General features: G+C 45.5%; 27 protein-coding genes. 9 read left to right on the top strand and 18 right to left on the bottom strand.

Annotated elements, in window-relative coordinates:
* Window positions 1–54: 54 nt before the first annotated feature.
* The 3 genes from EXIG_RS01950 to EXIG_RS01940 all read left to right on the top strand — a co-directional run bounded on the left by EXIG_RS01950 (window position 55) and on the right by EXIG_RS01940 (window position 2,431).
* Window positions 55–1,155, top strand: coding sequence for a nitric oxide synthase oxygenase (locus EXIG_RS01950; RefSeq protein ID WP_012369252.1), 1,101 nt, complete (start codon window positions 55–57; stop codon window positions 1,153–1,155).
* Window positions 1,152–1,622, top strand: a complete 471-nt coding sequence (locus EXIG_RS01945; RefSeq protein WP_012369251.1) for an NUDIX hydrolase — start codon at window positions 1,152–1,154, stop codon at window positions 1,620–1,622. The genes EXIG_RS01950 and EXIG_RS01945 overlap by 4 nt, the downstream gene beginning before the upstream one ends.
* A gap of 122 nt (window positions 1,623–1,744) precedes the next feature.
* On the top strand, window positions 1,745–2,431 hold the full coding sequence (locus tag EXIG_RS01940; protein ID WP_012369250.1) for a hypothetical protein: 687 nt from the start codon (window positions 1,745–1,747) through the stop codon (window positions 2,429–2,431).
* Window positions 2,432–2,608: 177 nt separating this feature from the next.
* On the opposite strand, the gene EXIG_RS15560 is transcribed toward EXIG_RS01940, so the two are convergent.
* From EXIG_RS15560 to EXIG_RS01900, 8 genes are all read right to left on the bottom strand, one after another.
* Window positions 2,609–3,394 (bottom strand): GNAT family N-acetyltransferase, encoded by a 786-nt coding sequence (locus tag EXIG_RS15560; RefSeq protein ID WP_012369249.1) that lies wholly within the window; start codon window positions 3,392–3,394, stop codon window positions 2,609–2,611.
* Window positions 3,395–3,499: 105 nt separating this feature from the next.
* Window positions 3,500–4,888, bottom strand: a complete 1,389-nt coding sequence (gene bcaP / locus EXIG_RS01930) for a branched-chain amino acid transporter BcaP (RefSeq protein ID WP_012369248.1) — start codon at window positions 4,886–4,888, stop codon at window positions 3,500–3,502.
* 235 nt (window positions 4,889–5,123) lie between these two features.
* On the bottom strand, window positions 5,124–6,929 hold the full coding sequence (locus tag EXIG_RS01925; protein WP_012369247.1) for a mechanosensitive ion channel: 1,806 nt from the start codon (window positions 6,927–6,929) through the stop codon (window positions 5,124–5,126).
* A 183-nt stretch (window positions 6,930–7,112) separates the two neighbouring features.
* On the bottom strand, window positions 7,113–8,519 hold the full coding sequence (locus EXIG_RS01920) for an MBL fold metallo-hydrolase (protein ID WP_012369246.1): 1,407 nt from the start codon (window positions 8,517–8,519) through the stop codon (window positions 7,113–7,115).
* 30 nt (window positions 8,520–8,549) lie between these two features.
* Window positions 8,550–8,849: a rhodanese-like domain-containing protein gene (locus EXIG_RS01915; RefSeq protein WP_012369245.1), complete on the bottom strand. Its 300-nt coding sequence runs from the start codon at window positions 8,847–8,849 to the stop codon at window positions 8,550–8,552.
* Window positions 8,850–8,991: 142 nt separating this feature from the next.
* The gene (locus EXIG_RS01910; protein WP_012369244.1) at window positions 8,992–10,854 is read right to left on the bottom strand and encodes an ABC transporter ATP-binding protein; all 1,863 of its coding nucleotides are present in this window, start codon (window positions 10,852–10,854) and stop codon (window positions 8,992–8,994) included.
* On the bottom strand, window positions 10,851–12,575 hold the full coding sequence (locus tag EXIG_RS01905; RefSeq protein ID WP_012369243.1) for an ABC transporter ATP-binding protein: 1,725 nt from the start codon (window positions 12,573–12,575) through the stop codon (window positions 10,851–10,853). Before EXIG_RS01905 ends, EXIG_RS01910 begins: the two co-directional genes overlap by 4 nt.
* On the bottom strand, window positions 12,568–13,056 hold the full coding sequence (locus EXIG_RS01900; protein WP_012369242.1) for a MarR family winged helix-turn-helix transcriptional regulator: 489 nt from the start codon (window positions 13,054–13,056) through the stop codon (window positions 12,568–12,570). The genes EXIG_RS01905 and EXIG_RS01900 overlap by 8 nt, the downstream gene beginning before the upstream one ends.
* A 198-nt stretch (window positions 13,057–13,254) precedes the next feature.
* Between EXIG_RS01900 and EXIG_RS01895 the strand changes: the two genes are divergently transcribed.
* Window positions 13,255–13,596, top strand: a complete 342-nt coding sequence (locus EXIG_RS01895) for an ASCH domain-containing protein (protein ID WP_012369241.1) — start codon at window positions 13,255–13,257, stop codon at window positions 13,594–13,596.
* A 41-nt stretch (window positions 13,597–13,637) separates the two neighbouring features.
* On the opposite strand, the gene EXIG_RS01890 is transcribed toward EXIG_RS01895, so the two are convergent.
* Entirely contained in the window at window positions 13,638–14,507 is an 870-nt protein-coding gene (locus tag EXIG_RS01890) for a cation diffusion facilitator family transporter (protein ID WP_012369240.1), read from the bottom strand.
* Window positions 14,508–14,808: 301 nt separating this feature from the next.
* On the opposite strand from EXIG_RS01890, the gene EXIG_RS01885 reads away from it, so the two are divergent.
* A complete protein-coding gene (locus EXIG_RS01885; RefSeq protein WP_012369239.1) occupies window positions 14,809–15,132 on the top strand; it encodes a thioredoxin family protein in 324 nt (107 codons plus the stop codon).
* 43 nt (window positions 15,133–15,175) lie between these two features.
* Here EXIG_RS01885 and EXIG_RS01880 read toward each other — a convergent pair whose 3' ends face one another.
* Window positions 15,176–15,475 (bottom strand): excalibur calcium-binding domain-containing protein, encoded by a 300-nt coding sequence (locus tag EXIG_RS01880; protein WP_012369238.1) that lies wholly within the window; start codon window positions 15,473–15,475, stop codon window positions 15,176–15,178.
* A gap of 232 nt (window positions 15,476–15,707) precedes the next feature.
* Here EXIG_RS01880 and EXIG_RS01875 point away from each other — a divergent pair, with 232 nt between their 5' ends.
* Entirely contained in the window at window positions 15,708–16,646 is a 939-nt protein-coding gene (locus EXIG_RS01875) for an IS30 family transposase (RefSeq protein ID WP_012369167.1), read from the top strand.
* A gap of 239 nt (window positions 16,647–16,885) precedes the next feature.
* Here EXIG_RS01875 and EXIG_RS01870 read toward each other — a convergent pair whose 3' ends face one another.
* Window positions 16,886–17,743: a tetratricopeptide repeat protein gene (locus EXIG_RS01870; protein ID WP_234944560.1), complete on the bottom strand. Its 858-nt coding sequence runs from the start codon at window positions 17,741–17,743 to the stop codon at window positions 16,886–16,888.
* 176 nt (window positions 17,744–17,919) lie between these two features.
* Here EXIG_RS01870 and EXIG_RS01865 point away from each other — a divergent pair, with 176 nt between their 5' ends.
* Complete coding sequence (locus EXIG_RS01865) at window positions 17,920–19,191, top strand: M20/M25/M40 family metallo-hydrolase (RefSeq protein WP_012369236.1); 1,272 nt, start codon at window positions 17,920–17,922, stop codon at window positions 19,189–19,191.
* Between the two features lie 60 nt (window positions 19,192–19,251).
* Here the strand turns inward: EXIG_RS01865 and EXIG_RS01860 are convergent, their stop codons facing one another.
* Complete coding sequence (locus EXIG_RS01860; RefSeq protein ID WP_012369235.1) at window positions 19,252–19,725, bottom strand: hypothetical protein; 474 nt, start codon at window positions 19,723–19,725, stop codon at window positions 19,252–19,254.
* A 157-nt stretch (window positions 19,726–19,882) separates the two neighbouring features.
* Window positions 19,883–20,830 carry a carbohydrate binding domain-containing protein gene (locus EXIG_RS01855; protein WP_012369234.1) on the bottom strand — a complete coding sequence of 316 codons (948 nt, stop codon included), beginning with the start codon at window positions 20,828–20,830 and terminating at the stop codon, window positions 19,883–19,885.
* Between the two features lie 91 nt (window positions 20,831–20,921).
* Here EXIG_RS01855 and tnpB point away from each other — a divergent pair, with 91 nt between their 5' ends.
* Window positions 20,922–22,094, top strand: a complete 1,173-nt coding sequence (tnpB, locus tag EXIG_RS01850; RefSeq protein ID WP_012369233.1) for an IS200/IS605 family element RNA-guided endonuclease TnpB — start codon at window positions 20,922–20,924, stop codon at window positions 22,092–22,094.
* 71 nt (window positions 22,095–22,165) lie between these two features.
* On the opposite strand, the gene EXIG_RS16200 is transcribed toward tnpB, so the two are convergent.
* The 3 genes from EXIG_RS16200 to EXIG_RS01845 all read right to left on the bottom strand — a co-directional run bounded on the left by EXIG_RS16200 (window position 22,166) and on the right by EXIG_RS01845 (window position 23,736).
* Window positions 22,166–22,315, bottom strand: coding sequence for a hypothetical protein (locus tag EXIG_RS16200; protein WP_312846456.1), 150 nt, complete (start codon window positions 22,313–22,315; stop codon window positions 22,166–22,168).
* A gap of 80 nt (window positions 22,316–22,395) precedes the next feature.
* Window positions 22,396–22,518 (bottom strand): hypothetical protein, encoded by a 123-nt coding sequence (locus tag EXIG_RS16130; protein ID WP_268741708.1) that lies wholly within the window; start codon window positions 22,516–22,518, stop codon window positions 22,396–22,398.
* Between the two features lie 204 nt (window positions 22,519–22,722).
* On the bottom strand, window positions 22,723–23,736 hold the full coding sequence (locus EXIG_RS01845) for a LacI family DNA-binding transcriptional regulator (protein ID WP_012369232.1): 1,014 nt from the start codon (window positions 23,734–23,736) through the stop codon (window positions 22,723–22,725).
* A 212-nt stretch (window positions 23,737–23,948) separates the two neighbouring features.
* On the opposite strand from EXIG_RS01845, the gene EXIG_RS01840 reads away from it, so the two are divergent.
* The gene (locus EXIG_RS01840) at window positions 23,949–24,377 is read left to right on the top strand and encodes a VOC family protein (protein ID WP_012369231.1); all 429 of its coding nucleotides are present in this window, start codon (window positions 23,949–23,951) and stop codon (window positions 24,375–24,377) included.
* Between the two features lie 203 nt (window positions 24,378–24,580).
* On the opposite strand, the gene EXIG_RS01835 is transcribed toward EXIG_RS01840, so the two are convergent.
* Entirely contained in the window at window positions 24,581–25,288 is a 708-nt protein-coding gene (locus tag EXIG_RS01835; protein ID WP_012369230.1) for an HNH endonuclease, read from the bottom strand.
* On the bottom strand, window positions 25,275–26,588 hold the full coding sequence (locus EXIG_RS01830) for an AAA family ATPase (protein WP_012369229.1): 1,314 nt from the start codon (window positions 26,586–26,588) through the stop codon (window positions 25,275–25,277). Before EXIG_RS01830 ends, EXIG_RS01835 begins: the two co-directional genes overlap by 14 nt.
* Between the last annotated feature and the right edge of the window lie 213 nt (window positions 26,589–26,801).

Below are 26,801 nucleotides of genomic sequence, written 5' to 3'. Positions count from 1 at the left end.
CGGTACACTGAAGCAAGAACCATCGTCGTGTTGGATAAAGAAAGGATTTACGCCGTGTCTACTTTACTCACTGAAGCCGAACGCTTTTTTCATGACTATATAGAACAATACCCGCAAGAGGCACATCGCCTGCATGAAGTCCGCGAAGAAATTTTGCGGACAGGTACGTATACGCAAACGCTTCAAGAACTTACGTATGGAGCAAAACTCGCCTGGCGGAACAGCAACCGCTGTATCGGGCGCCTCTTTTGGGAGCAACTTCACGTCATTGACGCCCGGGATGCCCTGACTGTGGAATCGATCCGCGACACCTTGTTTCATCATATGGAGTACGCGACCAACGATGGACGGATCCGTTCGACGATTACGATTTTTGATCCCGACCGGGTCCGCATCTTGAACCATCAATTAATCCGTTATGCCGGTTACGACACCCCGGACGGTATCATTGGGGATTCGGCTTCAATCGCCTTCACTCAGTTGTGTGAGTCGTTCGGATGGAGCGGATCTAAAACCGATTTCGATATCTTACCGTTACTGATTGAACTTGACGGCCAAGTCAGTCTGCATCCGATTCCGGATGAACTGGTGCTGGAAGTCACGATTCAACATCCCGAGCAAAATCTGTTTGGGGACCGGACAATCAAATGGTATGCCGTGCCGATGATTTCCGATATGCGGCTTGAAGTCGGCGGTATTTCCTATCCGTGTGCTCCATTCAACGGTTGGTACATGGGAACAGAAATCGGTGCCCGAAATTTGGCCGATACTGACCGCTACGATCTTTTGCCGCTGGTCGCCAAACAACTTGGACTGAATACGTCACGGGAGCGGTCGTTATGGAAGGACCGAGCACTCGTCGAGCTCAATTATGCCGTTCTTGATTCGTTTGAACGGAGCGGTGTGACAATCGTCGATCATCATACGGCAACGAAACAATTTGCCCGGTTCGAAAAAAATGAAGCGGCCTGTGAACGGGACGTAACCGGAGAATGGTCCTGGCTCGTACCGCCCATGAGCGGTGCCGCGACGCATGTCTTCCACAAAGATTTCGATCCGACCGTCAAACGACCGAATTTCTTCGCCCGTTCTGCTCCTGCGGAAGAACCAAGCGTTCCAAGCGGCTGTCCGTTTCATCAGGAGGTGTCCCGATGAACTACGTGGAAACACTCCGTAAACAGGTTGGACATACCCCGCTAATTCTCGTCGGTGCCGTCGTTCTCGTCGTCAAGGACGGACATATTTTGCTCGAGCAACGGAATGAAACACAGGCCCGGTTCGGACTGCCGGGGGGTCTGATGGAATGGGCTGAATCAACAGATGAAACCGCACGCCGTGAATTGCTAGAAGAGACGGGACTTATCGCCGAAAAACTGACTTTGCTTGGTGTCTATTCCGGAAAAAATTATGTCACGACGCTTGCGAACGGCGATGTCTTTCAAAGCGTTTCGCTCGCTTACGTTGCTTCCGAAACGACCGGAACGTTGCGGATTAGCGCAGAAAGTGTTGCGTTAACGTATTTCTCTTTGAAAGATTTACCGGAGCAAATCGTCGGTTCGCATCGGGTGATGATTGAGGACTATTTAAACCAAAATCGACCTAAATTTTCATTGAGTAAATGACCATACACCTTCTTCAGTAAACGAAAGAAAGGCGTTTTTGGTTTTAATTTTTATTTTTTAATTTCTCAACAGCTTCATATGTTATAAAATGGAATTAAAATATGATGACTTGGAGATGTATTATGAAAAAATTACTTGTATCCGCTTGCTTATTTTCGGTTTTGAGTATTCAACCTCTACATTCTGAAGCTGCCTCTTACTCTAAAAAAATCAAACAAGACTTTACTATCTATGATCAGGCTAAGAAAAAGTATACTGTTTCAATGCGTTCATCTAAAGCAAGTTGCCACAAAGCTACTTCAAATGATATTTGGTGGATTAAAGGTAAGGACGAGTTATGTAGCGGAAAATTTGTTCTTTATTTGAACGGGAAATCTACCAATTACAAATATACGTATACCAAATCAAATCCTTATGTATTCAGTACGACAGATGCCAAAACAAGTGCCGTTCTCAAAAACAAAACAGGATACCCTACTGTTTTTTCGCTGACAAACAAAGAAACTTATTCGTTTCTTAACCTAAAAACATACACAGTTTTAAATAAAAAACTCACAAAACAAAGTAACACTCTAACGTCGTATGCAATCAAACCAAAGATGAACGGCAATTTAGTACAGGCTCCTATTTATGATAATGGTGGTTATGGATTCGGTTACGTCTTTAATGACCTTACAGTAAGCGGTACAAAATGGATTGATGAACGTTCACACGATTACATCTCACAAGATCCAAACAGTAAAAGATATAAAAATGGTGTAAGCGAAATGAAAAAATATCAAAATTCATTGAGTTATTTTGTAAAATAACTGTTAGGGGAAGAATTGAGGTTTTTTTAATGATGAACAAAATCATGCTCGTCATGCTTGGTGGTACAGGGATCTTATTTGCGATCTTTGCCGTCATCGTCATGATCAGCTTATGGATGTAACAAAAGACGGGATCTACAGAGTCGCCTCAAAGGCCGTTCTGAAGATCCCGTTTGTTTAGACACTGATTGGTTTTTGCATGATGAATTGTTTGAGGTCCCGTTGTTGCCACCCGGCTTTAAGTAATTCTTCCCACACCTGCTGATTCGTTGATTGTAGATGGTAGAGTTCGCCTGCCAATCGGCGTGTCGCTTCGGTCGCGACACGGGCCACTTCTTCCTCATCTGTCAAAATGGCAAAAATTGATTCATTGACTGCGGCAATAAAGGCACCATCAAGTTCGTAGTAACGGGCTTTCGCCAGTTTCATAACACCCGGATCCTGTTGCCAAATGTATTCGTCCTGCTGTATGTACCGCCGTTCAAAAGCCACTTGATCAATTTCAACAAGCGGTTCAACCTGTCCCGATTCTTCTTTATGAAAATAACCGAGTTCACTGACAGTTTGATAACCGAAACTCTTGTATAAGGTAATCGCCGGCTCATTTCCTTGAATGACTTCAAGCATCAAACAGTCGACATTTAACGACTTGGCATAACTCAGTTGCGCATCATACAAGGCTTTGGCAATTCCAAGACGCCGGTACTGTGGATCGACCGCCAGTCCGCCACAACGCATGACCGTTTTTTTCTTGATCGTCTTCAGCCCGTTCAACCAAATCGCGACCGGTCGTTCCCCGTGATAGGCAATGAACGAATGTTCCAGTTGGTTGCCGTCACGTTCTAAGATTCGTTCCTGAAACACTTCAGGTGAAAGACCTAGTGGAATCATGTAATCGCTGAAACCTTCCTTCATGACTAAATATGCTGTTTCTGTATCAGGTGCCCGTTTAATATGAATCATTTCGGATCGCCCCTTTCTTTACAACCGTTCGCCTTTTCCGGTGTTCATTCCTGCCGGCAGCAAACAAAAAAACCATCCAAAAATAATCCTGGATGGCATGAGTGTTTATTGTTGTAATTTTGAACGTGATCTTCCGTATCCGAAGTAGACGAGCAGACCGATCGCTGTCCAGATGAAGAAAGCAATCCATGTGAATGTTTGAAGGTTCAACATCAACATGATGCAGGCAAGGACGGAAAGAATCGGTAAGAATGGAACCCATGGCACTTTGAACGCCCGCTTCAGATCAGGACGCGTTTTCCGTAAGATGACGACGGCAATTGAAATCAGAGCGAATGCTGCGAGTGTTCCGATATTGATCAATTCTGCCAATGTACCGAGCGGCACGAAACCTGCGATTAAACCGGCTGTCGTTCCAAGAATCCATGTTGCTTTGACAGGCGTATGTGATTTTTCATTCACGTCCGAGAAGATTTTCGGCAATAATCCGTCACGGCTCATCGCGAACAAGAGACGTACCAGACCAAATGTCATAACGAGGATAACCGTTGTCATACCAACGATGGCACCTAAGTCGACGAAACCTGCAACCCAGTCTTGACCGGCTACTTTTAAAGCTAACGAAACCGGACTGTCGACCCCTTCAAACTGTTTGAATGGTACGATTCCGACCATGATGGCGGATACGACGACGTATAATACGGTAACGATGGCAAGTGATCCTAAGATCCCGATCGGTAAGTTACGGCCCGGATCTTTTACTTCTTCTGCTGCTGACGTAACGGCATCAAAACCGAGGTAAGCGAAGAAAGCGATGGCTGAAGCCTGCAGGACACCACTGATACCGAACGGTGCGAACGGTGTATAGTTGCCCGGCTCGACATACCAGATCCCGACGACGATGAACAAGACAACGACGGCTACTTTTACAAGAACCATGATATTGTTGACGCGTTTTGTTTCTTTAATACCCATTGAGAGCAACAGCGTGATGACCATCAAGATCAAGAACGCCGGTAAGTTGAAGAATGTTTCGCTTCCCGGTACAGCACCCGGCGCTGCCGTTAACGCTGTCGGCAGACTGATTCCGAATCCGGATAATAGTGATTGGAAATAACCGGACCAACCTGTTGCAACGGCACTTGATGCTAACCCGTATTCCAGGATCAAACACCAACCGATGATCCAGGCGACCAGTTCCCCGATCGTGGCATACGTGTACGTGTACACACTGCCTGAGACGGGAATCATCGATGAAAACTCAGCGTAACAGAGAGCAGCTAATGCACAGACGATAGCAGAAATAATAAAGGCAACCGGTAATGCGGGTCCTGCATACAATGCTCCTGTTCCGGTCAGGACAAAAATCCCTGTTCCGATGATTGCACCAATCCCAAGTAACACTAAATCAAAGCCTGATAAATGCCGTGCCAGTTTAGAATGGCTCTTTTGATCCATCATCACACTGACATCTTTCTTACGAAGCAAACTCATAAAACACCCTCCGAAATTTCTCTTTTTTCTGAATATTCAAATCATTTTTCTAATTGACCTTTTCATCATAACAAAGGATGTCAGCTTTTATAAGCAAAAGTTTCTGTTTTTTTTCACAAATTGGTCAAACCAGTTTTGTTATTTTACTACAATACAAATATGTAGATATGCATTAACGTACTAAAAACTCCTCCACCGCTCGGTGAAGGAGTTTTCGTTTTCGTTTTCGTTTTGGTTACGGACGATCATTCGGGTGATCTAAGTTCGGACCACGGTTCGTGTCCGGACCGATCGGGTAATCGTCTTGTTGTGCTAAATCATTTTTAGGAAGTGCCCCTTTTGGTGTACCGTGTGTCGGGTTCACGTTCAAAGAAGATGATGGTTTAGACGCTTTTGGTGCTTGATCTGGTGTGACGTCATCTGCTGCTTTTGACGCTGCACCTTTTGCTGCTTCTTTTAAGCTTGGCTTCGTCGAAGCAGACGATGTGTTGTTTGACGGCAGGTTCGATGTGTCGATATCTGCATTCTCTGCTTTTTTCTGGAGACGGTCGAGGTAACGTGATGCATTATCACGGCCACCTAAACCAAACGCGAGTCCGAAAGCAAGAGCAACAGCACCGAGAATCAAGATGAACGCTGAGTTAACGATTGTAGCAGCAACACCAAGTTGATCAAGTGCCATGAAGACAGCAAGAGCAAGGATGGCATATTTCGCGACGCTTGAAAGAACTTTTAAATCCGAGTTAGCAAACAGGCTGTCCATCGTGCGTTTCACCAAGTTGCTGATGATGATACCGATGGCCAAGATGATGATCGCTGTCAAGACGCTTGGAAGGAAAGCAAGAACCGCGCGACCAAGATCAACCATGAAGTCAAGACCGATTAAGTTGAAGGCTTCAACGACGAACAAGACGACGATGACGATTTCAACGAGTGATCCAACGATTGATGATGGTGATGTCGATGCATTGTTTGCATCCCAGTTACCGATTTTCAAGTGACGTGTTAAGTTGTTGAAACCGAGACGTGACAAGAGATCTGCAACGAATTTCTTAACGAAACGACCGACATAAAGACCGACAAGGATCAAGACGACACCGATAATGATGTTCGGAATCATACCAAGAACATCGTTTAACATGTTGATGGCTGGTCCTGTAATACCTTTGATGTTGAGCTGGTCAAGTGCCGAAATCGTGATCGGGATTAAGATCAGGATGAAGACGACTGTCCCTAAGATTGAAGAAAGTGATTTTGTATCTTTTTGTTCGTTTGTACCGATGTTGAAGCGTGAAGCAAATTTGTCTGTACCGACTGCATGCAGGAAGTTCGTGACGATATCGCGAACGATTTTCGCAACGAGGAATCCGACGAAGAAGATCGCTGCTGCAGCAATCAGACGCGGAATGAATCCAAGGAACGACGAGAGTAATTGGCTGAACGGCTCAGAAACACTTTCAATGTTGAGCGCACCAAGTACACCTGGTAGGAACAGTAACAAGACAAGATAGAAGACGATTTCGCCTGCGATCTTCGGATAGTTCGAAAGATCCGTTTGACCTTGAAGCATTTTGTTCGAACGGACTTTTTCGTTCGACATCAACTTCGTTCCGCCTTTGACGATGATCATGCGGAGTACAACCGCGATGACGTAAGCAAAAAGAAGAATCAATGCTGCTTTCAGGATATTCGGGATCGCTGCGAGCAATGTGCTCATCGTATCCGCAAGTGGTCCTGCGATGATGTTCAAGTTCAAGATGTTAAAGACTAGGATAAGAACAAATACCATCAAGACCCAGAAAATGACTGTCCCGATAATTTTTTCAGGTGTCCACTTTTTCTTTTGTGGTGGTGTACCTTCTTTTTGTGGTGACAACTTATTAACGACACCAGACTTTTCTAATGCCTTTTGAATACCGTTTGCGATCAGTTTCGCAATCAGCCATCCAATCAGGAAGACGATAAGTGCTCCTAAAATGTTTCCGAGAGTCCCTAGAATCCCGTTGACGTCAAATGACGTCGTGTTCCAAAAGTTTTTCATCCTGCCACACTCCTTCATCTCTAAATAGTATATTTCCGACACTTCTTTAATTTCCCCAGCTAAAGGAATTGCTAAACCACTTTTAACCTGAAAGTGGCATTTTGTGAATAGTATTTAAAAAAATGGATGATTCTGATTAGAACCATCCATTTTGGAAAAGCTATTTTTTTTAGTATCGTGGTGTCATTTTTCTGTTAACGCCTGTCGGTCAAGAACCGGCTGAAGAGCAGCATACCCGCCGTCAATATTGATGACATTCTTCATGCCCAGTGATTGTAAGACACTGACTGCCATTCGTGACCGGACACCGGAGGCACAGTGGACTGCGATCGGACGATCGACCGGAATTTCTTTGTAACGCGAGGACAGTTTACCAAGTAAAATCCGTTTCGCCTGCTCATAATGGCCCGCATCCCATTCTGTCTTATTGCGGACATCGAGGACAACCACTTCACCGGCTTCCGCTGCTTCAATTGCTTGTTCGGCACTCCAGTCCGGATACTGTTCCGTCAATTGTTCGGGTGACAAATCCGCTATATCCACCAATGTGACGAACCGGTCGAGACCGATCGACTGTAAATCGGTCTGGATTTCTTCCAGTAAACGGAACTCGGCAATCACGGCAATATCATGATCAAAGTCCAGTAGCCAGCCGGCCCACGTGACGAATTTTGAATTGTACGGAATGTTGAGCGCCCCCGGCACATGTCCCGAAGCAAACGATTTTCCGCTACGTGTGTCAACGACCTGCATCGTATTGACAAGCGTTTCCAGTTCAGTCGCCTCGGCGACACGTGGTTTCGAAAGCGTAGGTGTGGCGACAATTCCTTTTTTGTTGACCCGCTTCATCATCGCAAAATAGTTCGGCGGTTCCGGTTGGTCTGTCGTCAACTCTTTGACGAACGCCGTTTCGTCTTCGACTTGAAGAGCCCAGTTGGTCTGTTTTTCATACCCGACTGTCGTCGTCGGAACCGCACCGAGGGCTTTCCCGCACGCACTGCCGGCTCCATGACCCGGCCATACTTGAACGAAGTCCGGTAACGCTTTGAATCGTTTAAGTGATTCAAACATCTGTTTTGCGCCGACAGCTGTCGTCCCTTGAATACCGGCTGCTTCTTCGAGTAAATCCGGGCGACCGATGTCGCCTACAAAAACAAAGTCTCCTGTAAAAATGCCCATCGGAACCGTTTGATCGCGGTCATACAGTAAAAATGAGACATGTTCCGGCGTATGTCCCGGCGTGTGCATGACTTCAAATGTCACGTTCCCTACTTTAAAACGATTTCCATCCGTCACAAGTTTGGCATCGATGTCAGCTGCAAATTCGTATTTCCAGTCGGCATCACCCTCGTCAGACAGATAAGCCGTCGTATCAAACCGTTCAGCAAATTCCCGTGTGCCGGATACAAAATCCGCATGGATATGCGTTTCCGCTGTCGCGACGATGTGTAATCCTTCTTTTGCCGCTTCTTTAAGATATCCTTCGATGTCACGCGACGGATCAATGACAATCGCTTCACCCGTCATCTGACAACCGACCATATAAGAAGCTTGTGCTAATTTTTCATCGTAAAAGTAACGTAATAACATGGAAGTTCCCCCTCAAATTGTTGAAATGAATTATTTCGTAACGTCGCCTTCCCAGCTCATCATGCCGCCGTCGACATTCGTGACATCAAAACCGGCTTGTTCGAGATAGGTTGAAGCATTCATGCTGCGTCCCCCGGACAAGCAGATGACATGTAACGGCCGTCCTGCATCCAATTCATCCGTCCGCTCTGACAGTTCGGATAACGGAAGATTTTTGGCCTGCTTGATATGACCGACTGCGTATTCATCCGTTTCGCGGACATCAATCAGTTGAATCGTTTTTTCTTGTTGCAATATCTCTTCTAATTCGTTTGTTGACATGTTTTTCATCTTGTTGGCTCCTTTACTGAATAAGTTTCTGCCATTAATATACCCCCTTAGGTATACGAGTGCAAGAAAAAAGATTCAAAAAAAGACAGCATCCCCATCAGGATGCTGCCGTTGATTTGTTTGCAGTTGAAATCAGCTGTTGTTACACGACTTCTTTTTCCGAGAACTGACTGTTGTAAAGATCGGCATAAAAGCCGTTTGCTTCGAGCAAGGCTTCATGTGTGCCCTGTTCAATGACCCGCCCTTGATCCATGACCAAAATCAAATCCGCATCTTTAATCGTCGACAGACGATGGGCGATGACGAAACTTGTCCGTCCTTCCATCAAACGTTTCATTGCCTGTTGAATAAAAATCTCCGTCCGCGTATCGACGCTTGACGTTGCTTCATCGAGAATCATGATCGGTGGATCGGCGAGGACTGCCCGGGCAATCGTCAACAGTTGCTTTTGCCCTTGCGAGATATTCGACGCTTCTTCGTTTAGGACGGTATCGTAGCCGTCCGGTAATGTCCGGATGAAGTGATCCGCATGGGCTGTTTTCGCGGCTTCGACGATGTCGTCTTCTGTTGCCCCGGTTTTTCCGTACGCGAGATTGTCACGGATTGTACCGTTAAAGAGCCACGTATCTTGCAGGACCATACCGAACGTTGTCCGTAAATCTTCGCGTGACATCTTCCGTGTATCGATCCCGTCGATTCGGATGACACCACTGTTCAACTCGTAAAAGCGCATCAACAGATTGATCAGTGTCGTTTTCCCGGCACCGGTCGGACCGACGATCGCCACCGTTTGTCCCGGTTTGACATCGATGTTCATGTCTTCAATCAACAACTGTTCGCCGTAACCGAAGTCGACATGCTCGAACGCAACGGCTCCGTCGGCTTTTGTTAAGTGATGCGTCGTCACTTCCTTGACTTCCTCTTCTTCATCCAACAATTCAAAGACCCGTTCAGCAGCTGCGACCGTCGACTGAACGATGTTCGCGATATTGGCCGTTTGTGTGATCGGTTGTGTGAATTGGCGTGTATAGGTGATGAACGCCTGAATGTCCCCGATCGAGATGCTGCGCTGGGTGACTAAAATCCCGCCGACGACACTGATCAGAACATAGCTGATGTTCCCGATGAACATCATCATCGGCATGATGATTCCGGAGATGAACTGGGCTTTTCGTCCCGCTTCATATAACTCTTCATTCACGGCATCAAATTGTTCGACCGCTCTGCGTTCATGACCAAACGCTTTGACGACCGGATGACCGGTATACATCTCTTCGACATGACCATTCAGTTGTCCGAGTGTCCGTTGCTGATCAGCAAAATATTTTTGCGACCGTTTCAAAATCGGACGAATCGCAAAAATCGAGATTGGTAAAGAGACAAGTGAGATCAACGTCAATAGCGGACTGATCGTCAGCATCATGATTAAAATGCCGACGATCGTCACGATCGACGTAATGAACGACGTCACGCTTTGTTGCAATGTACTTCCGATCGTATCGATGTCATTCGTGACCCGGCTGAGCGTTTCCCCGTTCGGTCGGCCGTCATAATACTTCAGCGGCAACCGCTCGAGCTTCTGATTTACATCTTCCCGTAAATCATAGACTGTTTTTTGCGCGATGCCCGACATCAGATACTGTTGCAGATAACTGAACAGACTGCTGACGACATACAGTCCCGCGAGCAACAACAGGATCTGTCCGATTTTCGTAAAGTCGATTGCTGCTCCCGGTACACCCTGGAACTTGGCATAGGCGCCTTCAAACAGTTCCGTGATCGCCGTCCCCATGATTTTCGGTCCGGCAATCATGAAGATCGTACTGAGAATCGCCGCGACAAAGACCGCTATGAGAGCGTTCCGGCGTGGTTTCAGGTAACCGAGTAACCGGCGGAACGTCGCTTTAAAGTTTTTCGGTTTTTCGCCCATCATCATCATGTTCCCGCCGCCGGGACCTCCACCGGGAGGGCCGCCGGCAGGTCGTTTCGTATTACTGGTACTCATGCGATTTCCTCCTCGGACAGTTGAGATTTAACGATTTCCTGATAGACTTCGTTCGTTTCGTACAGTTCATCGTGTGTCCCGATTCCGGCCACACGTCCTTCTTCCAGGACAATGATTTGATCGGCATCCATGACGGTACTGACGCGTTGCGCGACAATCAGAACGGTTGCGTCTTGCGTTTCCTGTTTCAAAGCTTTCCGTAACGTCGCGTCGGTTTTGAAATCAAGCGCCGAGAAGCTGTCATCAAAGACATAAATATCCGGTTTCCGGACCAGTGCCCGAGCAATCGACAAGCGTTGTTTTTGACCACCGGAGACGTTGGAACCGCCTTGTTCAATCATTGATTCATATCGGTCCGGCATCCGTTCAATGAAATCAGTTGCTTGAGCGACTTGTGCCGCATGCCGGATTTCTTCGTCCGTCGCATCCTCTTTTCCGAACCGGATGTTCTCCGCGATTGTTCCCGTAAACAGCAACGCTTTTTGCGGGACAAAGCCGATTTTCGAACGCAATTCTTCCTGCGGGACGGCTTGGCTGTCGACGCCGTTGACTTGGATGCTGCCTTCCGTCACGTCATAAAAGTGCGGAATCAAATTGACGAGCGTTGATTTTCCGGAACCGGTTCCACCAATCACAGCCGTGATTTCACCAGGTCGGGCAGTAAAGCTGATATCGGACAGGACCGGTGCCTCGGCTCCCGGATAACTGAACGTCACCCCGTCAAAGACAAGCGTACCGCGTTCTTGATCCGCAGAAGCCGTTCCGGCATCGACCATCGTCGGCTCCATTTCAAGGACTTCATTAATCCGTTTCGCCGAGACGGCCGCCCGGGGAATCATGACGAACATGACGGACGCCATGACGAGAGCAAACATGATTTGCATGACGTATTGAATGAACGCCATCAAATCCCCGATTTGCATCCCGCCGTTATTAATCCGGATACCGCCGAACCATATGACACCGACGACCGTCAAGTTCATCACGAGCATCATGACCGGCATCAAAAAGGCCATGATTTTATTGACCTTGATCGAGACGTCCGTCAAATCGGCATTCGCTTTTGTCAGCCGGACTTTTTCCTGGGATTCCCGGTTAAAGGCCCGGATGACACGAATCCCGGTCAGGTTTTCCCGCAAAACGAGATTCAAGCGGTCGAGCCGTTTTTGGACTTGGCCGAACAACGGGACCCCTTTCCAAAGAATCAATAAAATCGAAATGACCAACACCGGCATCGCCGCGACAATGACAAGCGACAGTTTGGCATCTTTCGAGACGGCCATGATCAGTCCACCGACGAACATGATCGGCGCACTGACGACCATCCGCAGCATCATGATGACGACCTGCTGGACTTGGGTGATATCGTTTGTCGTCCGTGTGATCAATGAAGCCGTTCCGAGTTGATCAAACTCCTGTAGCGTAAACCGTTCGACGTGGTTAAAGACTTTCCGGCGAATGTCGCGGCCGAGTCCCATCGCGGCTTTCGAGGAATAGTAGCTGGCAGCAATCGCCGCGAGCGCGCCAAGTCCAGTAATCCCGAGCATGACGGCCCCGATTTTCCAAATGTATGCCGTATCCCCCGTCACGACTCCTTTATCAATGATGTCGGCCATCAACGTCGGTAAATATAAATCTGACATCGACTGGGCGAAGACGAGGATCAAGACAGCAAAAACTGCCCATTTATAGGTCGTCAGATTTTTGAGTAGCTTAATCATCTGTACAGCCTCCGTTTCCTGGTGACAAAATTTCTTTTAATCCTTCTGCAATCTGCGCATGGGTCTGCAACATCTGTTCAAAGACGGCGGGATCGATCTGATCGAGGACCTGCTCGAGCCGTTGTTGCATCCCGGCCTCCTGTTGTTTGATCGTTTCGACGAATTGCCGTCCGTGATCACTCAAACGTAAAACGACTTCCCGCCGGTTGTCCGGATTCGTTTCCCGGATGACCCACTCCGCTTGCACCAACCCTTCTATCGATTGACTGAGGGTGCTTTTCGGTAAATGCGTATGCGCGGTAAGTTCCTTTTGTGTGATTGGACTTCTTGGGGCAATCGTCATCAAGCTGTGAAATTGCGGTAAACTGAGTCCATTTTCCTGCGCTGTCTGATGCGCCGCGCGGACAAGATGACGCTGCACATTCCAAAACGACTGCATCATGGCCGTTGAACGAACCGGCTCTTTTTGCTCTGTTTCCATCCTTCCACCTCCGTGTTCCATTTTGAATCATTCCATATCGAACGATTATCTATGTAAACTAAAATTACGCCCATTCAGACCGAATGTCAACGCAGAAACAATGTGAAAACGCACATAGTATTTTAAATGGAAATTTCCGTCTTAAGGTATGATAAAGCTTTTCCATAATCAAGAAATTATCAGAAAGGAGTCAGGCAGATGTTACATAACATGGGGCTATATGAAGAACCCTTCCATTCCATCCAAACAGGCAAAAAAGTTATCGAAATTCGCCTGAACGATCAGAAGCGTCAAGCTATCAAGGTCGATGACCTGATTGAATTTAAAAATTTGTCTAACGGTGAACAGCTTACTGTTCGGGTCACAAAACGCGAAACGTTCAAAGACTTTCAATCTCTCTATGAAAAAATTTCACTTGAAGCGATCGATTGTATTGGCTGGTCGATGCCAGAGTTATTGAAAAGTACGTATGCCATTTACTTGAAGGAAGCCGAACAACAATTTGGTGCACTGGCCTTGACGATCGAAATCATAGAATAACAGAAAGCGACCGCCCCTCAGTGAAGGACGGTCGCTTTCTGTTATTCCGGCTCAACATGGACATGAATATCGTAGACACCATATTCATTCGTCAGCGTATCTTCGACTTTCGTCGCGATATCATGGGCTTGATGGACGTTCAATTGCGAGTTGACGAGAATCACGACATCAACGACTTCATTATTTCCATAATTCCGTCCCTTGATCGACTTGATTCCTTTGACACCTTCTAAATCAAAAATCACATCTTCATACATCTTCAGCTTCTGTTCATCAAACCCATCCGACAATTCGTGGGAGGCTTCCGAGAAAATATCCCACGCCGTTTTACAGATTAAGAATCCGACGACAATCGCTGTTACAATATCGAGCCACGGCATCCCGAACTGGGAACCGATAATCCCGATCGTTGTTCCGATACTGACCCAGGCATCGGATAAGTTATCTTTCGCCGCTGCCATGACCGCTTTACTGTTAATTTTCCGTGACAGATTCCGGTTGTAACGATAGACGAAATACATCACGACAGCGGAACCAATTCCGACATAAGCTGCGACGATATCCGGCGACTCCTGCTTTCCTTCGAACAACGTCGAAACCGTATCGATTAATACCTGTAGTCCAACTGCCATCATAATGAAGGAAGCGACCATCGAGGCAATCGTCTCGCTTTTCCAGTGTCCGTATTTATGATTATCATCTGCCGGACGTCTTGAAATCCGTAATCCGATCAAAACGGCAATCGAAGCGATGATATCGGTCGTATTGTTTAGACCATCCGCCCGTAAGGCCGCTGAATCCGCCGTGTAGCCGACAACTAATTTAATAATTGATAAAACAATATAGGCAATGATGCTGATGATTGCACCACGCTCACCGAGCTTTAAATTATCGTATTTTTGCTGATCCATTTCTGTCGCCCCCACTCGCTCTGTCGATTAGCAAACCTCATCGTAACAGGTCAAAATCAAGTGGGTCTATAGAAATCATTTTGCTTAAAACTAGTTAATTAACAAAAGACCAATAGTTTTTACTTAAGGCAAATCATATTTAATCTTTTATTGGCGCTTCTTGTGCAATTTGCGCATACTTTTGCTATTTTCTTCTACAACATTTTTGCAGAACGCGGACCTTCTTCAATCATAATCCGTGCATCTTGTGCTTGGAATCAGTAGACTAAAGATACACACCAACAACAGGGGGAACTAACACATGAGTAACTACATTAAGAGTGAAGATACATTCAAAGAGTTAATCGCAAGTGAAACACCGGTCATCATTAAGTTCGAAGCTGACTGGTGCCCGGACTGCAAACGGATGGACTACTTCATGCCGGACGTCGAATCACAATTCAGCGAACTGCCGATCTATACGATCGACAAGGATGAATTCCCGGAAATCGCTTCTGACAATGTCGTCATGGGGATTCCAAGTTTACTCGTCTTCCAAAACAACGAGAAACTCGGTCACTTGCACAGTGCTAACGCAAAAACACCGGAAGAAGTCACGGACTTCCTCAAAAAAAACTTCAACTAAACAGACGAAGACCCGCTTTCCAAATTGGAAGTGGGTCTTTTTTTTAACGTTCGCAGGCGATGCCGTCTTTGTCACGGTCGCTTTTCGTATTCAGTTTGTATATCGCTAAGCTGACATAGGCTTTGTATTTCGTATCTTTGTAGATCGCCTTACCTTTTTTGTCGTACCCCGTCCGGTTTTTGAGTCCAGCTTTCTTCGAAACGCCGCCTTTGTATTTCTTATGCATCTCCGTACAGTTTTGGAATGCCTTCGCTTTGGTTGCTGCATGGCTTTCAGCCGATGTCACGCTGATCAAAGAAAGGCTAAGTACACCTGTAATGATGAGTTTCACTGCTTTGTTCATGTCCATTCCTCCTTGTTTTTAAAATACCAAATTTTAGCGATAATTTGATTATAGCGATTTTCATTAGAATTTGTTTTTAATTTTTGATTTTTAGAGGGATGATTTGTCAGACAGTTTTTATGAACGACGAATTGTAATATTAAGTGCAACACCTAGCTGAAAACACAAAAAAAACCCATAACGGCCTCGTGTAGAATAGAGTTACCACACAAAATTCAACGGAGGATTCGTTATGAGCTATATTCATCTTACCATATCAGAAAGAGTCAAAATAGAGACGTATCTCGAGCTAGGTTTCTCTGTCCGAAAGATTGCGGGACGCCTGGGGCGTCAACCTTCTACGATTTCACGAGAATTGAAACGAAATCCTCATTACGATTCTTCTCATGCTGACCAGCGTTATGTGGAGCGAAAGAAGAAGTGCGGTGCACGTACGAAGTTTACGCTCGAAAAAGGAATCTGCATCCTCGAAAAATTACGGGAGACGTGGTCCCCTGAACAAATTGCCGGACGATTATTCCAAGAAGAAGGACTCTCGTTCAAGACAATTTATCGTTGGATTTATAGTGGCCTCGTCGAGGCCGATTCTGGACTTCTTCGGCAAAAGGGAAAGCGTCAGAAACCACGTGAGACGCGCGGACGCTTCAACGTCGGACTGCCAATCAGTAAACGTCCGTCCGACGTCAAAGGGCGTCAAACGTTTGGACATTGGGAGCTTGATACTGTTGTATCGGGTAGAGGAACGTCAAAAGCCTGTGTCGCAACGTTCGTCGAGCGAAAGAGTCGTTTTTATCTCGCTGTACCGATGGAAAATCGGTCCGCTCAATCGATGGAGTCTGCGATTCAAGCATTACATCTTTCCTTCCCGTTGGGAACGTTCCAAACTGCGACGACAGATCGTGGAAAAGAGTTTAGCTGTCATGAACGAATTCGTGACACGTTAGGCTTACCCATGTATTTTGCAGATCCGTATTCTTCTTGGCAGCGTGGTAGTAACGAGAACGCCAATGGTCTTCTCCGTGAATTTTTCCCGAAGGGGACAGATTTCGGAAAGGTCAGTCGTTCTGAAATCGCTCAAGCGCTCGCCTGGATTAATGGGAGACCACGAAAATGTCTTAACTGGAAAACTGCATACGAGGTCTTCACGGAAGAAGTGTTGCACTTAATTTGACAAACCGTCGAACAAAAAAAGATCCATCGCTTCGCGACAGACCTCTCTTGAACATCCAATTGAATTATCGTGTTCCTGCTAAATACATGATGACAAACATCAAGATTAACGGGGTTACCAAGAGGATCAAAAGCGTCAACCACAACCCTAATGCAAAAGCACCCGAATCACGTAATCAAATCGTCTTCCGGGACTTTGCTTTTCGTTCCCCGCTTTTTTCCTCACGTTCACTGACTGGACTAAACATCGCTTCTCTCCTTTTGAATCGGATGAATGAAATCATCTGCCCGGCAAAGAATCGTCACCGACCAGTTCGGGTGAATCCGGAATCCTTGGACAGGACGCGAAGAATCAGGAGAAGAAATAGATGTCGATTCAATCAAATTCAACGTAACAAACTGATCACGAATTCTCCGGATTAACTGACGCATATAGTTGTAAGAAATCCTTTGTCCCCCTAATTCAGACAAGGCATCCTGTAAAACCGGATACGGTTGAAATGATTTTTGATTCAGTAACACGAGGGTCAAGAACATATGTAGGTTTAATGATTCAGCTGGTTTTCCGAACACCTGCAATGTTTTCCCATCATCCGAACTTCGGAGTAACAGCTCTCCTTTATCCGGACGGATGTCGTAAAACTGTTCTTCATTGATAATCGTTTCATGGGCTGCCGTGATTTTCCGATAATACAAACGGTCTAACATATTTTCTTCCTGGACAAGCATTTCAGCCCGGTAGCGTTCAATGCGTTCCTGGTCTATCTCTCCTTCGATCCGAAATTCCAAGTCCTCTAACTCACGCAAGGCCTCCCGTGTAATCGCCATTCCGCAATTAACGAGAAAGGTATTGGCTAACATCAACTGTGTCTCACTCAAGACATCGGTCTCCGTTCCGTCAAGCGCCGTCTTAAAATGATAAACCGCCAGTTCGTACTGGTGCTCACGATAAAGAAGATATCCCAGTCGATAATTGGCGATCGGATGATTCTTTTCTATACGTAGTGCCTGTAACAACCACTTCTTTGCTTGAACAAAATCCGGTGTTTCCGACAGCTTAAAAAACTCGGCTTGCCGGACAAAATGGTTAAGTCTCATCTTACGTCGGAGTTCCATCTCTTCAACTGTCCTTCTCGGAAATCTGTGTCCAGGCCGTTTTTCTTTGAGATGTTCGGATTGTTCCATGCTTTTCCTCCTATTTTTGACGTGTGACAGCCTGTCACAGCTCCCTTGCTAAACTGAAAACAACTTATCCAACAAGGAGCTGTTTTTATATGACAAACGCAACGATTCTGTTAGCACGACATGGTCTGAGCCGGGACGATCAATTCAATAAAACACACGTCGCTTGTTTGACTGACTCCATTTTACAATATCCGGTAGTAGACTGGAACGACCGTCAGCTGATCGAGTGGATTCAGCAGGTCCCTTTCGAGAACCTACCCGGTCGTGAAGCAATGATTGATCCCTCGACGAATGATTTACCGTATCAATCCTTTGATCCATACATTCGGGGAATCGTCCGTTGGCTGAACGCACTCGATATCCCAACGTTGTCTTGTTGTGACGGCCATGGTCGGGGGCGGGCATCAGTTGTGTTGAAACAAGCCCCGTCGCTTAAGCAGTGGCAACTTCTTCAGCTTGCCCTGCCCTATCAGATGACGATGGGATTAACGCAACTGACGTTACATCTTGACTACCGGAAAAGCGGATTTCCTTCTTTATTGTTGTTGGCTGAACGTCTTTACCGGTTGACCGAAGACCGGACTTATCTCGAAACCTTACGACTAGAACAATTTAAGCACCGTTTGTTGACATGGCTCGATATCCCGGGCGTCAGCAAACGGGAACGATTGGTCGCAATGCACCTCCGCAATCATTTAAGATCGAGCACAGATTTCCTCTACACCGACAAGCGTGGAAATGTACTGGCGACCATCCAGTGCGGCGTTGGTCCGACCGTACTGTTGTCTGCTCATATGGACACCGTGGAATTAATCGAAGAAGACCGTACAATTCTTGAAGACGGGACGACACTCCGCAGTTCAAGCGGCATCCTTGGAGCCGACGACCGGGCCGGCATCACAGCGATCCTTGAAGTCCTTGACCGCGTTCAAAATACAAACTTCTCCGGAACGCTGAAACTCGCGTTTACCGTTCAGGAAGAAATCGGATGCCGCGGCGCGGAAGGAATTGATCCTGAATTCCTCCATGATGTGGATGGCGCCATCGTTGTCGACCGCCGCGGAACACGCGATATTGTCACGGCCTGCCGAAATCAAATACCGTTCTGCATACAAGAGTTCGGTCAGCTGTTCGAGGAAGCCGGATGTCTCGCTGGAATGACCGACTGGCAAACGACAACGAACGGCGGATCAAGTGATGCCAAGGTGTTTGCCGGCTTCGGCATCCCTTCTGTTAATCTGTCTGTCGGATACACGCATGAGCATACCGAACACGAAACGGTTGATTACGCAGCAACCTTCGAGACGGTCACTTTGATTGAATCTGTCCTACACCATCAGCTCATTCCGCTCCGTACCTGAGCATCTTACAGAAGTAACCGAAAAAAGCGCGCCGCGGCGCGCTTTTCAACTATCTGGCAATCAGTACCGCAACCGCTTCGCCTCTATTTTTTTAGATTGGACACTTACGCCAATCGCCAGCACGATATAAGCAAACCCGGCAAACAGCGCAAACTGTCCATACAAGACGTCAAACCAGGCATTGAACCCAAACAGCGGGACCGCAAACAGATAATAAAACGGATATTGAATAGCGGATACGATATCAAACCAAAAGTCCCCTAACCAGTACCGCTCAAAGAACGTGATCAAATAGACCACGGTGCCGGCAACAAACCCGAAGCTTAGATAATAGAAAACAAACAAAAGCGTCTTTTCTTCCCGAATAAGAACAACGGAAGCCGTCAAAAAGATCAGCCAAACAAAGGATGCTGCGATTTGAAGCAGACCAATCGAACCGTCCGGATAAAGACTCGCCGGCCAGGCATTGATACTGATTATTGCGATCAAAAGCACGACAAACAACGCGACATACTGTTTCGTCGAACGAACCATGATGGTGTTCCCCCTCTAAAATTGCATGGTATATCCTTTCTCCGAATTGGATTTAAATTCCTTTTTTACATGAAAATAAAAACGTCCAGAATTCTCTTCCCCTTCAACAAGCGAGGAAGTTATTCTGGACGTTTTGTATAAAGAAATTTAATTCGTGTTATTTCACTTCCAGTTTTACATCATCAATCGTTACGTCATGGGCCGCAAACGGAGAACCGGCTGCTTTCCCAAGCAGGAATTTCAGTCCGGCTGTATCGTCTTGACCGAGCGTAAAGTCAAACTGATACGTTTTTGCTTCCGTTCCGAGTTCAACGATTTGACTGAAGTAACGTGTGTACGCTGCATTTTCGACCGTCACTTCAAGTGGTCGGGCAACTGTCGACGATGCCTTAAATGTCAGTTGGTACGTCTGCCCTTTGACGAGCTGCAAGTTCCCTTGCTCGAGCAGAACGCTCCATGGTTCCTGTCCTTCTGATGCGATGGCGAGTTTCGCGGCGTCATTGACCGTTGAAACGACCGCTTGCGCATCATAATGGACGTATGAACTCCAGAAGTTCAGTCCGTCCGTGAACGAACCATTTTTGAGCGGTGACCGATCGACTTCGATCGGTGTGACATCCATCAACTCAACGTCATCGAGCGTCACTTCGCCTTTTGCCGTTCCGAAGTTGAACTGAAGTTGGCTGTTTAAATCCGTCGCTTGTGTCATCGTAAATGGAATATCAACGGTCGTTGTTTGTTTGGTCAACGGCACGTCATGCGTCGGCAAGTAGGCTGTTGTTCCGTCCGCATTTTTCGCCTTGACTTGAATCTGTTTACTTCGCTTGCTGTCCGCCTTGAAGCGAAGCACATACTGATGGTCTTCTTGCAGTTGGACACCACGTTGCGTCAGCGTCGCCGTTTGTCCCTTTTTCATCTGTGCCTTTGCCTTGAACGTAAAGTCACGTGTCACCGGGTCGACCGGTTCACGGTAGTCGCGGTTCGTCAAATCATAGACCCGGACATAATCGACAGCATACGTATGCCATTGTTCAAGCTGTCCGCTGTCCGGGAAGTGGTAGTCCTTACCGGTGTATTTATTAAAATCAGGTGAGGATACTCTCACTTCTAAGCGTTAAGGGCGAAGCCCAAATGAAAGCGGGAGATGAATCACCAGCTTTCATTTCGGGTATATTCTCTTTAAGGAGGTGAAAATCATGTTGAAATACAAGGCTTACAAATTCAGAATATACCCGACAAAAGAGCAAAAAATTCTGATTACCAAAACGATTGGTTGTTCACGCTTCGTCTTTAACCACTTCTTAGCGAAGTGGGAAGAAACCTACAAAGCGACAGGGAAAGGACTATCTTATGGTTCTTGTTCCAAAGAAATTCCGATGTTAAAGGAAGCGTTCGACTGGTTGAAGGAAGTAGACAGCACTTCCGTGCAAACTAGCGTCAAGCATCTGGCTGATGCGTATGATCGCTTCTTCAAGAAACAGAACGAACGACCTCGATTCAAGTCGAAGCGAAAACCTGTTCAATCCTACAAGACGAATATCCAAGGAAAGTCTCAACTTCCTGAAATCTCGATTCATGCAAGCAGACTCAAACTTCCTAAGCTTAAATGGGTTCGTTTCGCCCACTCCAAGCAGGTCGAAGGACGCATTTTGAACGCCACCATACGCCGTAATGCTTCAGGAAAATACTTCGTCTCCCTGCTCGTCGAGCAGGAAATCAACGAAATGCCGAAGACGGGCTCATCCGTCGGAGTCGACGTCGGACTCAAGAACTTTGCCATCCTGTCGGACGGCACGGTGTACAAGAACGACCGCTACTTCCGCACGCTCGAGAAGAGACTAGTGCGTGAACAACGTAAGTTGTCCCGTCGTCAGCTCATCGCCCTGAACAAGAAAGTGAAGCTGTCCGAGGCGAATAACTATCAAAAACAAAAGCGGAAGGTCGCCCGTATCCACGAGAAGATCGTCAACAAGCGGACCGATTTCCTGCACAAGGTTTCGACCGAAATCGTCAAAAACCACGACATCATCGGCATCGAGACCTTGCAGGTGAAGAACATGCAGCAGAACCGCAAGTTAAGCAAGTCCATCTCTGAGGTCAGTTGGTCGGAGTTCTTCCGTATGATCGAGTACAAGGCAGATTGGTACGGGAAGACCGTCGTGAAGGTCGGGAAGACGTTCGCCTCGAGCCAACTGTGCTCGAGTTGCGGCCATCAACACAAGGACGTGAAACATCTTGGCTTGCGTGAATGGACATGCCCGAGTTGCGGGATCCATCACGACCGTGATGTGAACGCAGGACTGAATCTCAAACAAGAGGCCGAGCGTATCTTGGCTTCTTCAACCGTCGGGACGACGGGGTTAGCCTGATCAAGTTTCGATCGATAGGTCGGATAAATCAGGAATCTTCCACATCTAAGCGCAGCGTAGGTGGAGGTAGTTCAATCTTTGACGGCACCAGCTGAGATGCTGCTGACGATGTATTTCGATAGAAACAAGAAAGCCATCATAATCGGTACGGCGAAAATCGCGATCCCAAGATAAAACGAGCCGAGATTTTCTGCGACTTGTGATTCTTTAAGGAAGCCCATCAAGACCGGTAATGTGTATTTTTTTCGGTGAGAAAAACAGGACGAGCGGCATGATGTAGTTCTTCCACGAACCGATGAATTTAAAGATCCACATTGTGGCGATTGCCACCGCTCGTTTTTTCCTCTTCGCCGCCTGAACATCCTGCTAAAACGCTTGCTGTTAATGCGCCGACTGTTAATACGCTGACTAACTTCTTCTTCATGTCATCCCATCCTTGTCTGGTTTTAGTAGCCCCCTAAGTAAGCGGTCTCATTTATTATTCAAAAATATCGAAAGCGCTTTCGTAAATGGTCTGAAAAAAGTTCCGAAAGCCCTTTCGGAAACGTACAAAAAAATATAGTATGGATTTCGAAACCGCTCTCGCGTTTTCTCGAAGACAACCTGCGAGAGCGATTTCGAAAAGGTATTATGCTTTGACAGGTCCCGTCGACTGGCGGACGATCAAGTCGACCGGAATGATATCCGTCGTCATGACCCGCTTTTTATTGACGATCTGTTCGATTAACAGTTCTGCTGCATGCTGCCCGATCCGTTCCGTGTCTTGCCGGACCGTCGTTAGCTTGGGTGTAACGTATTTCGACATCTCGATATCATCGTAACCGACGACAGAAATGTCGTGCGGCACCTGGAGGCCCGCTTCATGAATCGCTTCCATCGCGCCGATCGCCATTTGGTCACCTGCGACGAAGACTGCGGTCGGACGTTTCGGTAAAGCAAGCAACGTCTGCATTGCTTGTTTTCCTTCTTCGACCGAGAAAAATCCTCCGTTGATCAGATAGCCGTCCGGAATCGGTAACGCCAGTCGATCCATCGCCTGTTTGTATCCTTCGATTCGTGCGAGTCCCGCATCGATCGTCATATCCCCGGCAATATGGGCAATCAAACGATGTCCCAGTTCGTAGAGATGGTTGACGGCGAGTGTCCCGCCGGATAAGTTATCCGAGAAGACGACACTGCAATCGGTGCTGTCCATGTCGACGACAACGATTGGAATCGAACTTTGAATCAGTTCCTGGACATGCTTGTCCATTTGATCGGAACAGATGACGACGATGCCGTCGACCGCCCGATGCTGGAAATGCTCGAGGTAACTCATGTCCCGATTACGCAGATTCCGCGAGGCGAAGATCAAGTCATAGCCTTGCTGTTCCGTTGCTTTCCGGAAACTTTCGATAATCGCGTTGAAGAATGGATGCATCATCCCGACTTCGTTTGCTTCCGAGAACATGACCCCGATCGTCCAAGATCGTTTCGTCGAGAGCGACTGAGCGTGGGCGTTTGGCAGGTAGCCCATATCGGCTGCCGCCTGAACGATTTTCGCTTTTGTCTTCTCACTGACGTCGGAATAGTTATTTAAGGCTTTTGAGACCGTGGTGATCGAAAAACCGGTTATTTTCGCTAAATCATAAATTGTACCCATGTAACCACTCCATTTCACCGAAAGCGCTTTCGATAAATTTAGTATAGACGGTGATTTGGAAAGATACAACCATTTTTTTAGAATTTAATCGGAATTCGAAAAATAAATGATACCGCTTTCATTATTTATCCCGAAAACCTTTAAATAAGAACAAACGTTTGGTATACTATAAGTATCAGCCAACCGTGCTTAAAATTGAGAGGAGCATCTATATGCCGATTACTCCCTACCTTGTGTTCAACGGCAATACCCGCGAGGCAATCCATTATTATGCCAAAGTCTTTGGGCAAGACGTTCCCGATATCATGGAATTTGGTCCCGGCAATGGTCCGGACGGTCAACCGTTTGAAAAAGACGTCCAGTCGCTTGTCCTACATTCGCAATTGATTGTTCACGGCACACGAGTCATGTTTTCCGATGCTATGCCGCATGATCCGGTGGCGATCGGACAAAATGTCACGCTGGCTCTGCATCTGCCGGACATCCAAGTCATTCACGAGACATTCGATAAGCTCGCGCAAGACGGCAATATTATCATGCCGATTCAAAAAACGTTTTGGAGTGAAGCCTACGGCATTGTCAAAGATCCGTTTGGTGTGCAATGGCAGCTCAACCATGAGGTGAGTGAAATAGCGGAATAAGCTGCTTTCATTATTATAAATTTTTTAAAGGCGATTTATAGTAACAACTTTATTGCAAAAAGTAAGTTCTGACAGGTTTCTTCAGAGCTTACTTTTTATGAAAACTATACAATTAAATTATCAGAATTTATATAAATATGTTGTATTTTTTAAATTTTATATCATAACACTCAATAGTTGTTTTTCCCTTTTTAAAATGTATTTTACAAAGTTCCTCCCACTCTTGTTATTGGAGTGTATGAAGAATTATAGCAAGCTTTACTTGTCCCTGGAAAAGCATCAATAAACCTTTTAAGCATGTCTATATCATGTAGAAAGACAGTCATCCAAGTTGAAAAAAAACCCGTAGAAAGTGCTGTATCAACGATTTGTTCTCTCATTGATTCGGTGTTATTCACAAATAAATTTCTCTTAGCGCGTTCAGCTTTTTCAAAGGCTGTTCTTCTCTCGCTCCAACGCCTATCTTTCATTTCTGGATTTAGAAATGGATCATCACTCGGAACACGATCTAAGCCTGTTAATTTAATTGTATTTTCAGCTATTTCAATAACCTCTGGATTCAGATTCGGAGAAACATTAATTAATCCACCTGTAATATAAATAAACGCTAAAGTTGTATTATCTTTATCTGGCCATAAATATTTATCCAATTCAATGGATCTATCGCCTTTAATTGAATTACAGTTATTACATGCAATTAGAAAATTGTCCCATTCTAATTCTAAGTTGGATTCCTTTGATTTAGGGCGTACATGTTCTACTGCGATATTTCCACCAAGATATCTCTCACAGTAGGAACAGTAGCTTCCTAATCTAGTTAGTAAATGCCCTCTGGATTGTTGATAAAAATTGAACTCGATCTCATTCTGGTCTCTATCTAAAGGAATAGATCCTCTTTCAATTGGTCTCATCTTCTTCTCTCTCCAATCCAGCTGCCTTTCTTTCCATTTGTAAAAATGCGTAGTACGCTATATCTTCACTATATAATGATTCTAGATCATCCAGTTTGTTTTTTATATTCTCTACTTCATCGCTAGAAATATTTTTCCCTTCTTTTAAAAGTTTATAGTATTGCTGAGCTACATTATACATTTCAATTTGTTTTTGACTTCTTTGAACATACGGAATTTCCATAACATTTTCAGTTATATCTTCAATACTTCTGTTCACAAACTCTTCTCTACTAACAACCTCATCATCATCTTCCTCATGTAATCTTCTTAGTTCACCCTCTTCAAGTGACTGAATGATAAATGGAGAATGAGTAGTAGTTATAAATTGAACTTTAGGAAATGTACGCTTTAAATCACTAATAATTCTACGCTGCCAACTTGGATGTAGATGTAAATCTAATTCATCTATTAAAACAACACCTGGTGTTAACTCCACAACTGATTCTTTTAAAGCAGGGTTCAATTGTGCCATTCGGTGTGCAAGATCTGCAACCAAACCTATCGTATTACGTATACCGTCACTAAGTAATCTAAAAGGGATTGCATTATTATCTTTTCCGATTACTCTCAGTTCTTCAGAGTCAACATCAAATTCAAGCGTTTCCCAATCTTTCATACAAGTAGAAATTGCCTTCTTAACCGCACTAAGTACGGTAGGTGCTTCCTTTCTTTGCAATTCTATATAAGTCATTTTCTCAATCCACTTCAAGAAATGTTTTTCATGGGAAGCAGGGTCTAAACAATACGAATAACCTTCTAATCTGTTACTCTTTTTTTGCTTTTCATTTTGGTCTTTTTTTTGTACCCATAGACGTCCAGTCCCATAATAAGAAATCACTGGTAAAATAGCAGATTGTCCTTTGCTGACCATCGACTGAATTTTTGATGCGTACTCCATTATTGGTTTTGCTTCTTTACTAGTATTCGATCCCTTTTCCGAATTCACAGATCTAGACCACTCTAAATATTCTCCTTCAACATATCCTCTACAGGAAACTGTGACTGGAAATTGCATTTGTATATCAGACAAACCACCATGTATATATATTTCACGGTATATTTCATCACGCTTAATGTGTCTAGAGTGGACACCGTTTAACCCACTTAAATAGGATCCTAGTGCTACTGCTAATCCATCCAGTACTGCTGTTTTTCCCGTACCATTATTCCCTACTAAGACAGTAAATTGATCTGAAAAAGTAATATGCCTTTCTTTAAATCCATGAAAATTTTTCATTGTGATTTCTTTGATAATCATGTAAATCACTCCTCTAGTAACCTTCTTTTTAAGATTACTTATTTTCATTTTTTTATGATTTTTCTAATCAATTTAAAACATCCCAAAATTAAAAAAACATTTATTAAGGAAATTCCCCAAAAACCAATTCAATAAAAACTAAGATTTTTTAAAATAGTAGGTTATTCAGTTTTTCTACACTATTTTTAAAAATAACTTTAATAACTACGTATT

It is taken from the genome of Exiguobacterium artemiae 255-15 (assembly GCF_000019905.1).
In the GTDB taxonomy this organism is placed as follows: domain Bacteria; phylum Bacillota; class Bacilli; order Exiguobacteriales; family Exiguobacteriaceae; genus Exiguobacterium_A; species Exiguobacterium_A artemiae.
This window is presented reverse-complemented; position numbering and strand designations above follow the sequence as displayed.

Excerpts from the sequence above, each read along its gene's own strand:
- EXIG_RS01940 (WP_012369250.1), top strand. The coding sequence starts at position 1,745 with ATGAAAAAATTACTTGTATCCGCTTGCTTATTTTCGGTTTTGAGTATT.
- EXIG_RS01890 (WP_012369240.1), bottom strand. The coding sequence starts at position 14,507 with ATGGATCAGCAAAAATACGATAATTTAAAGCTCGGTGAGCGTGGTGCA.
- EXIG_RS01860 (WP_012369235.1), bottom strand. The coding sequence starts at position 19,725 with ATGGTTCGTTCGACGAAACAGTATGTCGCGTTGTTTGTCGTGCTTTTG.
- EXIG_RS01895 (WP_012369241.1), top strand. The coding sequence starts at position 13,255 with ATGTTACATAACATGGGGCTATATGAAGAACCCTTCCATTCCATCCAA.
- EXIG_RS01920 (WP_012369246.1), bottom strand. The coding sequence starts at position 8,519 with ATGTTATTACGTTACTTTTACGATGAAAAATTAGCACAAGCTTCTTAT.
- EXIG_RS01925 (WP_012369247.1), bottom strand. The coding sequence starts at position 6,929 with ATGAAAAACTTTTGGAACACGACGTCATTTGACGTCAACGGGATTCTA.
- EXIG_RS01835 (WP_012369230.1), bottom strand. The coding sequence starts at position 25,288 with ATGAGACCAATTGAAAGAGGATCTATTCCTTTAGATAGAGACCAGAAT.
- EXIG_RS01885 (WP_012369239.1), top strand. The coding sequence starts at position 14,809 with ATGAGTAACTACATTAAGAGTGAAGATACATTCAAAGAGTTAATCGCA.
- EXIG_RS01900 (WP_012369242.1), bottom strand. The coding sequence starts at position 13,056 with ATGGAAACAGAGCAAAAAGAGCCGGTTCGTTCAACGGCCATGATGCAG.
- EXIG_RS01915 (WP_012369245.1), bottom strand. The coding sequence starts at position 8,849 with ATGAAAAACATGTCAACAAACGAATTAGAAGAGATATTGCAACAAGAA.
- EXIG_RS16130 (WP_268741708.1), bottom strand. The coding sequence starts at position 22,518 with ATGAAGAAGAAGTTAGTCAGCGTATTAACAGTCGGCGCATTAACAGCA.
- EXIG_RS01865 (WP_012369236.1), top strand. The coding sequence starts at position 17,920 with ATGACAAACGCAACGATTCTGTTAGCACGACATGGTCTGAGCCGGGAC.
- EXIG_RS01830 (WP_012369229.1), bottom strand. The coding sequence starts at position 26,588 with ATGATTATCAAAGAAATCACAATGAAAAATTTTCATGGATTTAAAGAA.
- EXIG_RS15560 (WP_012369249.1), bottom strand. The coding sequence starts at position 3,394 with ATGATTCATATTAAACGGGCACCTGATACAGAAACAGCATATTTAGTC.
- EXIG_RS01945 (WP_012369251.1), top strand. The coding sequence starts at position 1,152 with ATGAACTACGTGGAAACACTCCGTAAACAGGTTGGACATACCCCGCTA.
- EXIG_RS01845 (WP_012369232.1), bottom strand. The coding sequence starts at position 23,736 with ATGGGTACAATTTATGATTTAGCGAAAATAACCGGTTTTTCGATCACC.
- EXIG_RS01870 (WP_234944560.1), bottom strand. The coding sequence starts at position 17,743 with ATGAGACTTAACCATTTTGTCCGGCAAGCCGAGTTTTTTAAGCTGTCG.
- EXIG_RS01880 (WP_012369238.1), bottom strand. The coding sequence starts at position 15,475 with ATGAACAAAGCAGTGAAACTCATCATTACAGGTGTACTTAGCCTTTCT.
- EXIG_RS16200 (WP_312846456.1), bottom strand. The coding sequence starts at position 22,315 with ATGGGCTTCCTTAAAGAATCACAAGTCGCAGAAAATCTCGGCTCGTTT.
- EXIG_RS01840 (WP_012369231.1), top strand. The coding sequence starts at position 23,949 with ATGCCGATTACTCCCTACCTTGTGTTCAACGGCAATACCCGCGAGGCA.
- bcaP (WP_012369248.1), bottom strand. The coding sequence starts at position 4,888 with ATGAGTTTGCTTCGTAAGAAAGATGTCAGTGTGATGATGGATCAAAAG.
- EXIG_RS01905 (WP_012369243.1), bottom strand. The coding sequence starts at position 12,575 with ATGATTAAGCTACTCAAAAATCTGACGACCTATAAATGGGCAGTTTTT.
- tnpB (WP_012369233.1), top strand. The coding sequence starts at position 20,922 with ATGTTGAAATACAAGGCTTACAAATTCAGAATATACCCGACAAAAGAG.
- EXIG_RS01875 (WP_012369167.1), top strand. The coding sequence starts at position 15,708 with ATGAGCTATATTCATCTTACCATATCAGAAAGAGTCAAAATAGAGACG.
- EXIG_RS01910 (WP_012369244.1), bottom strand. The coding sequence starts at position 10,854 with ATGAGTACCAGTAATACGAAACGACCTGCCGGCGGCCCTCCCGGTGGA.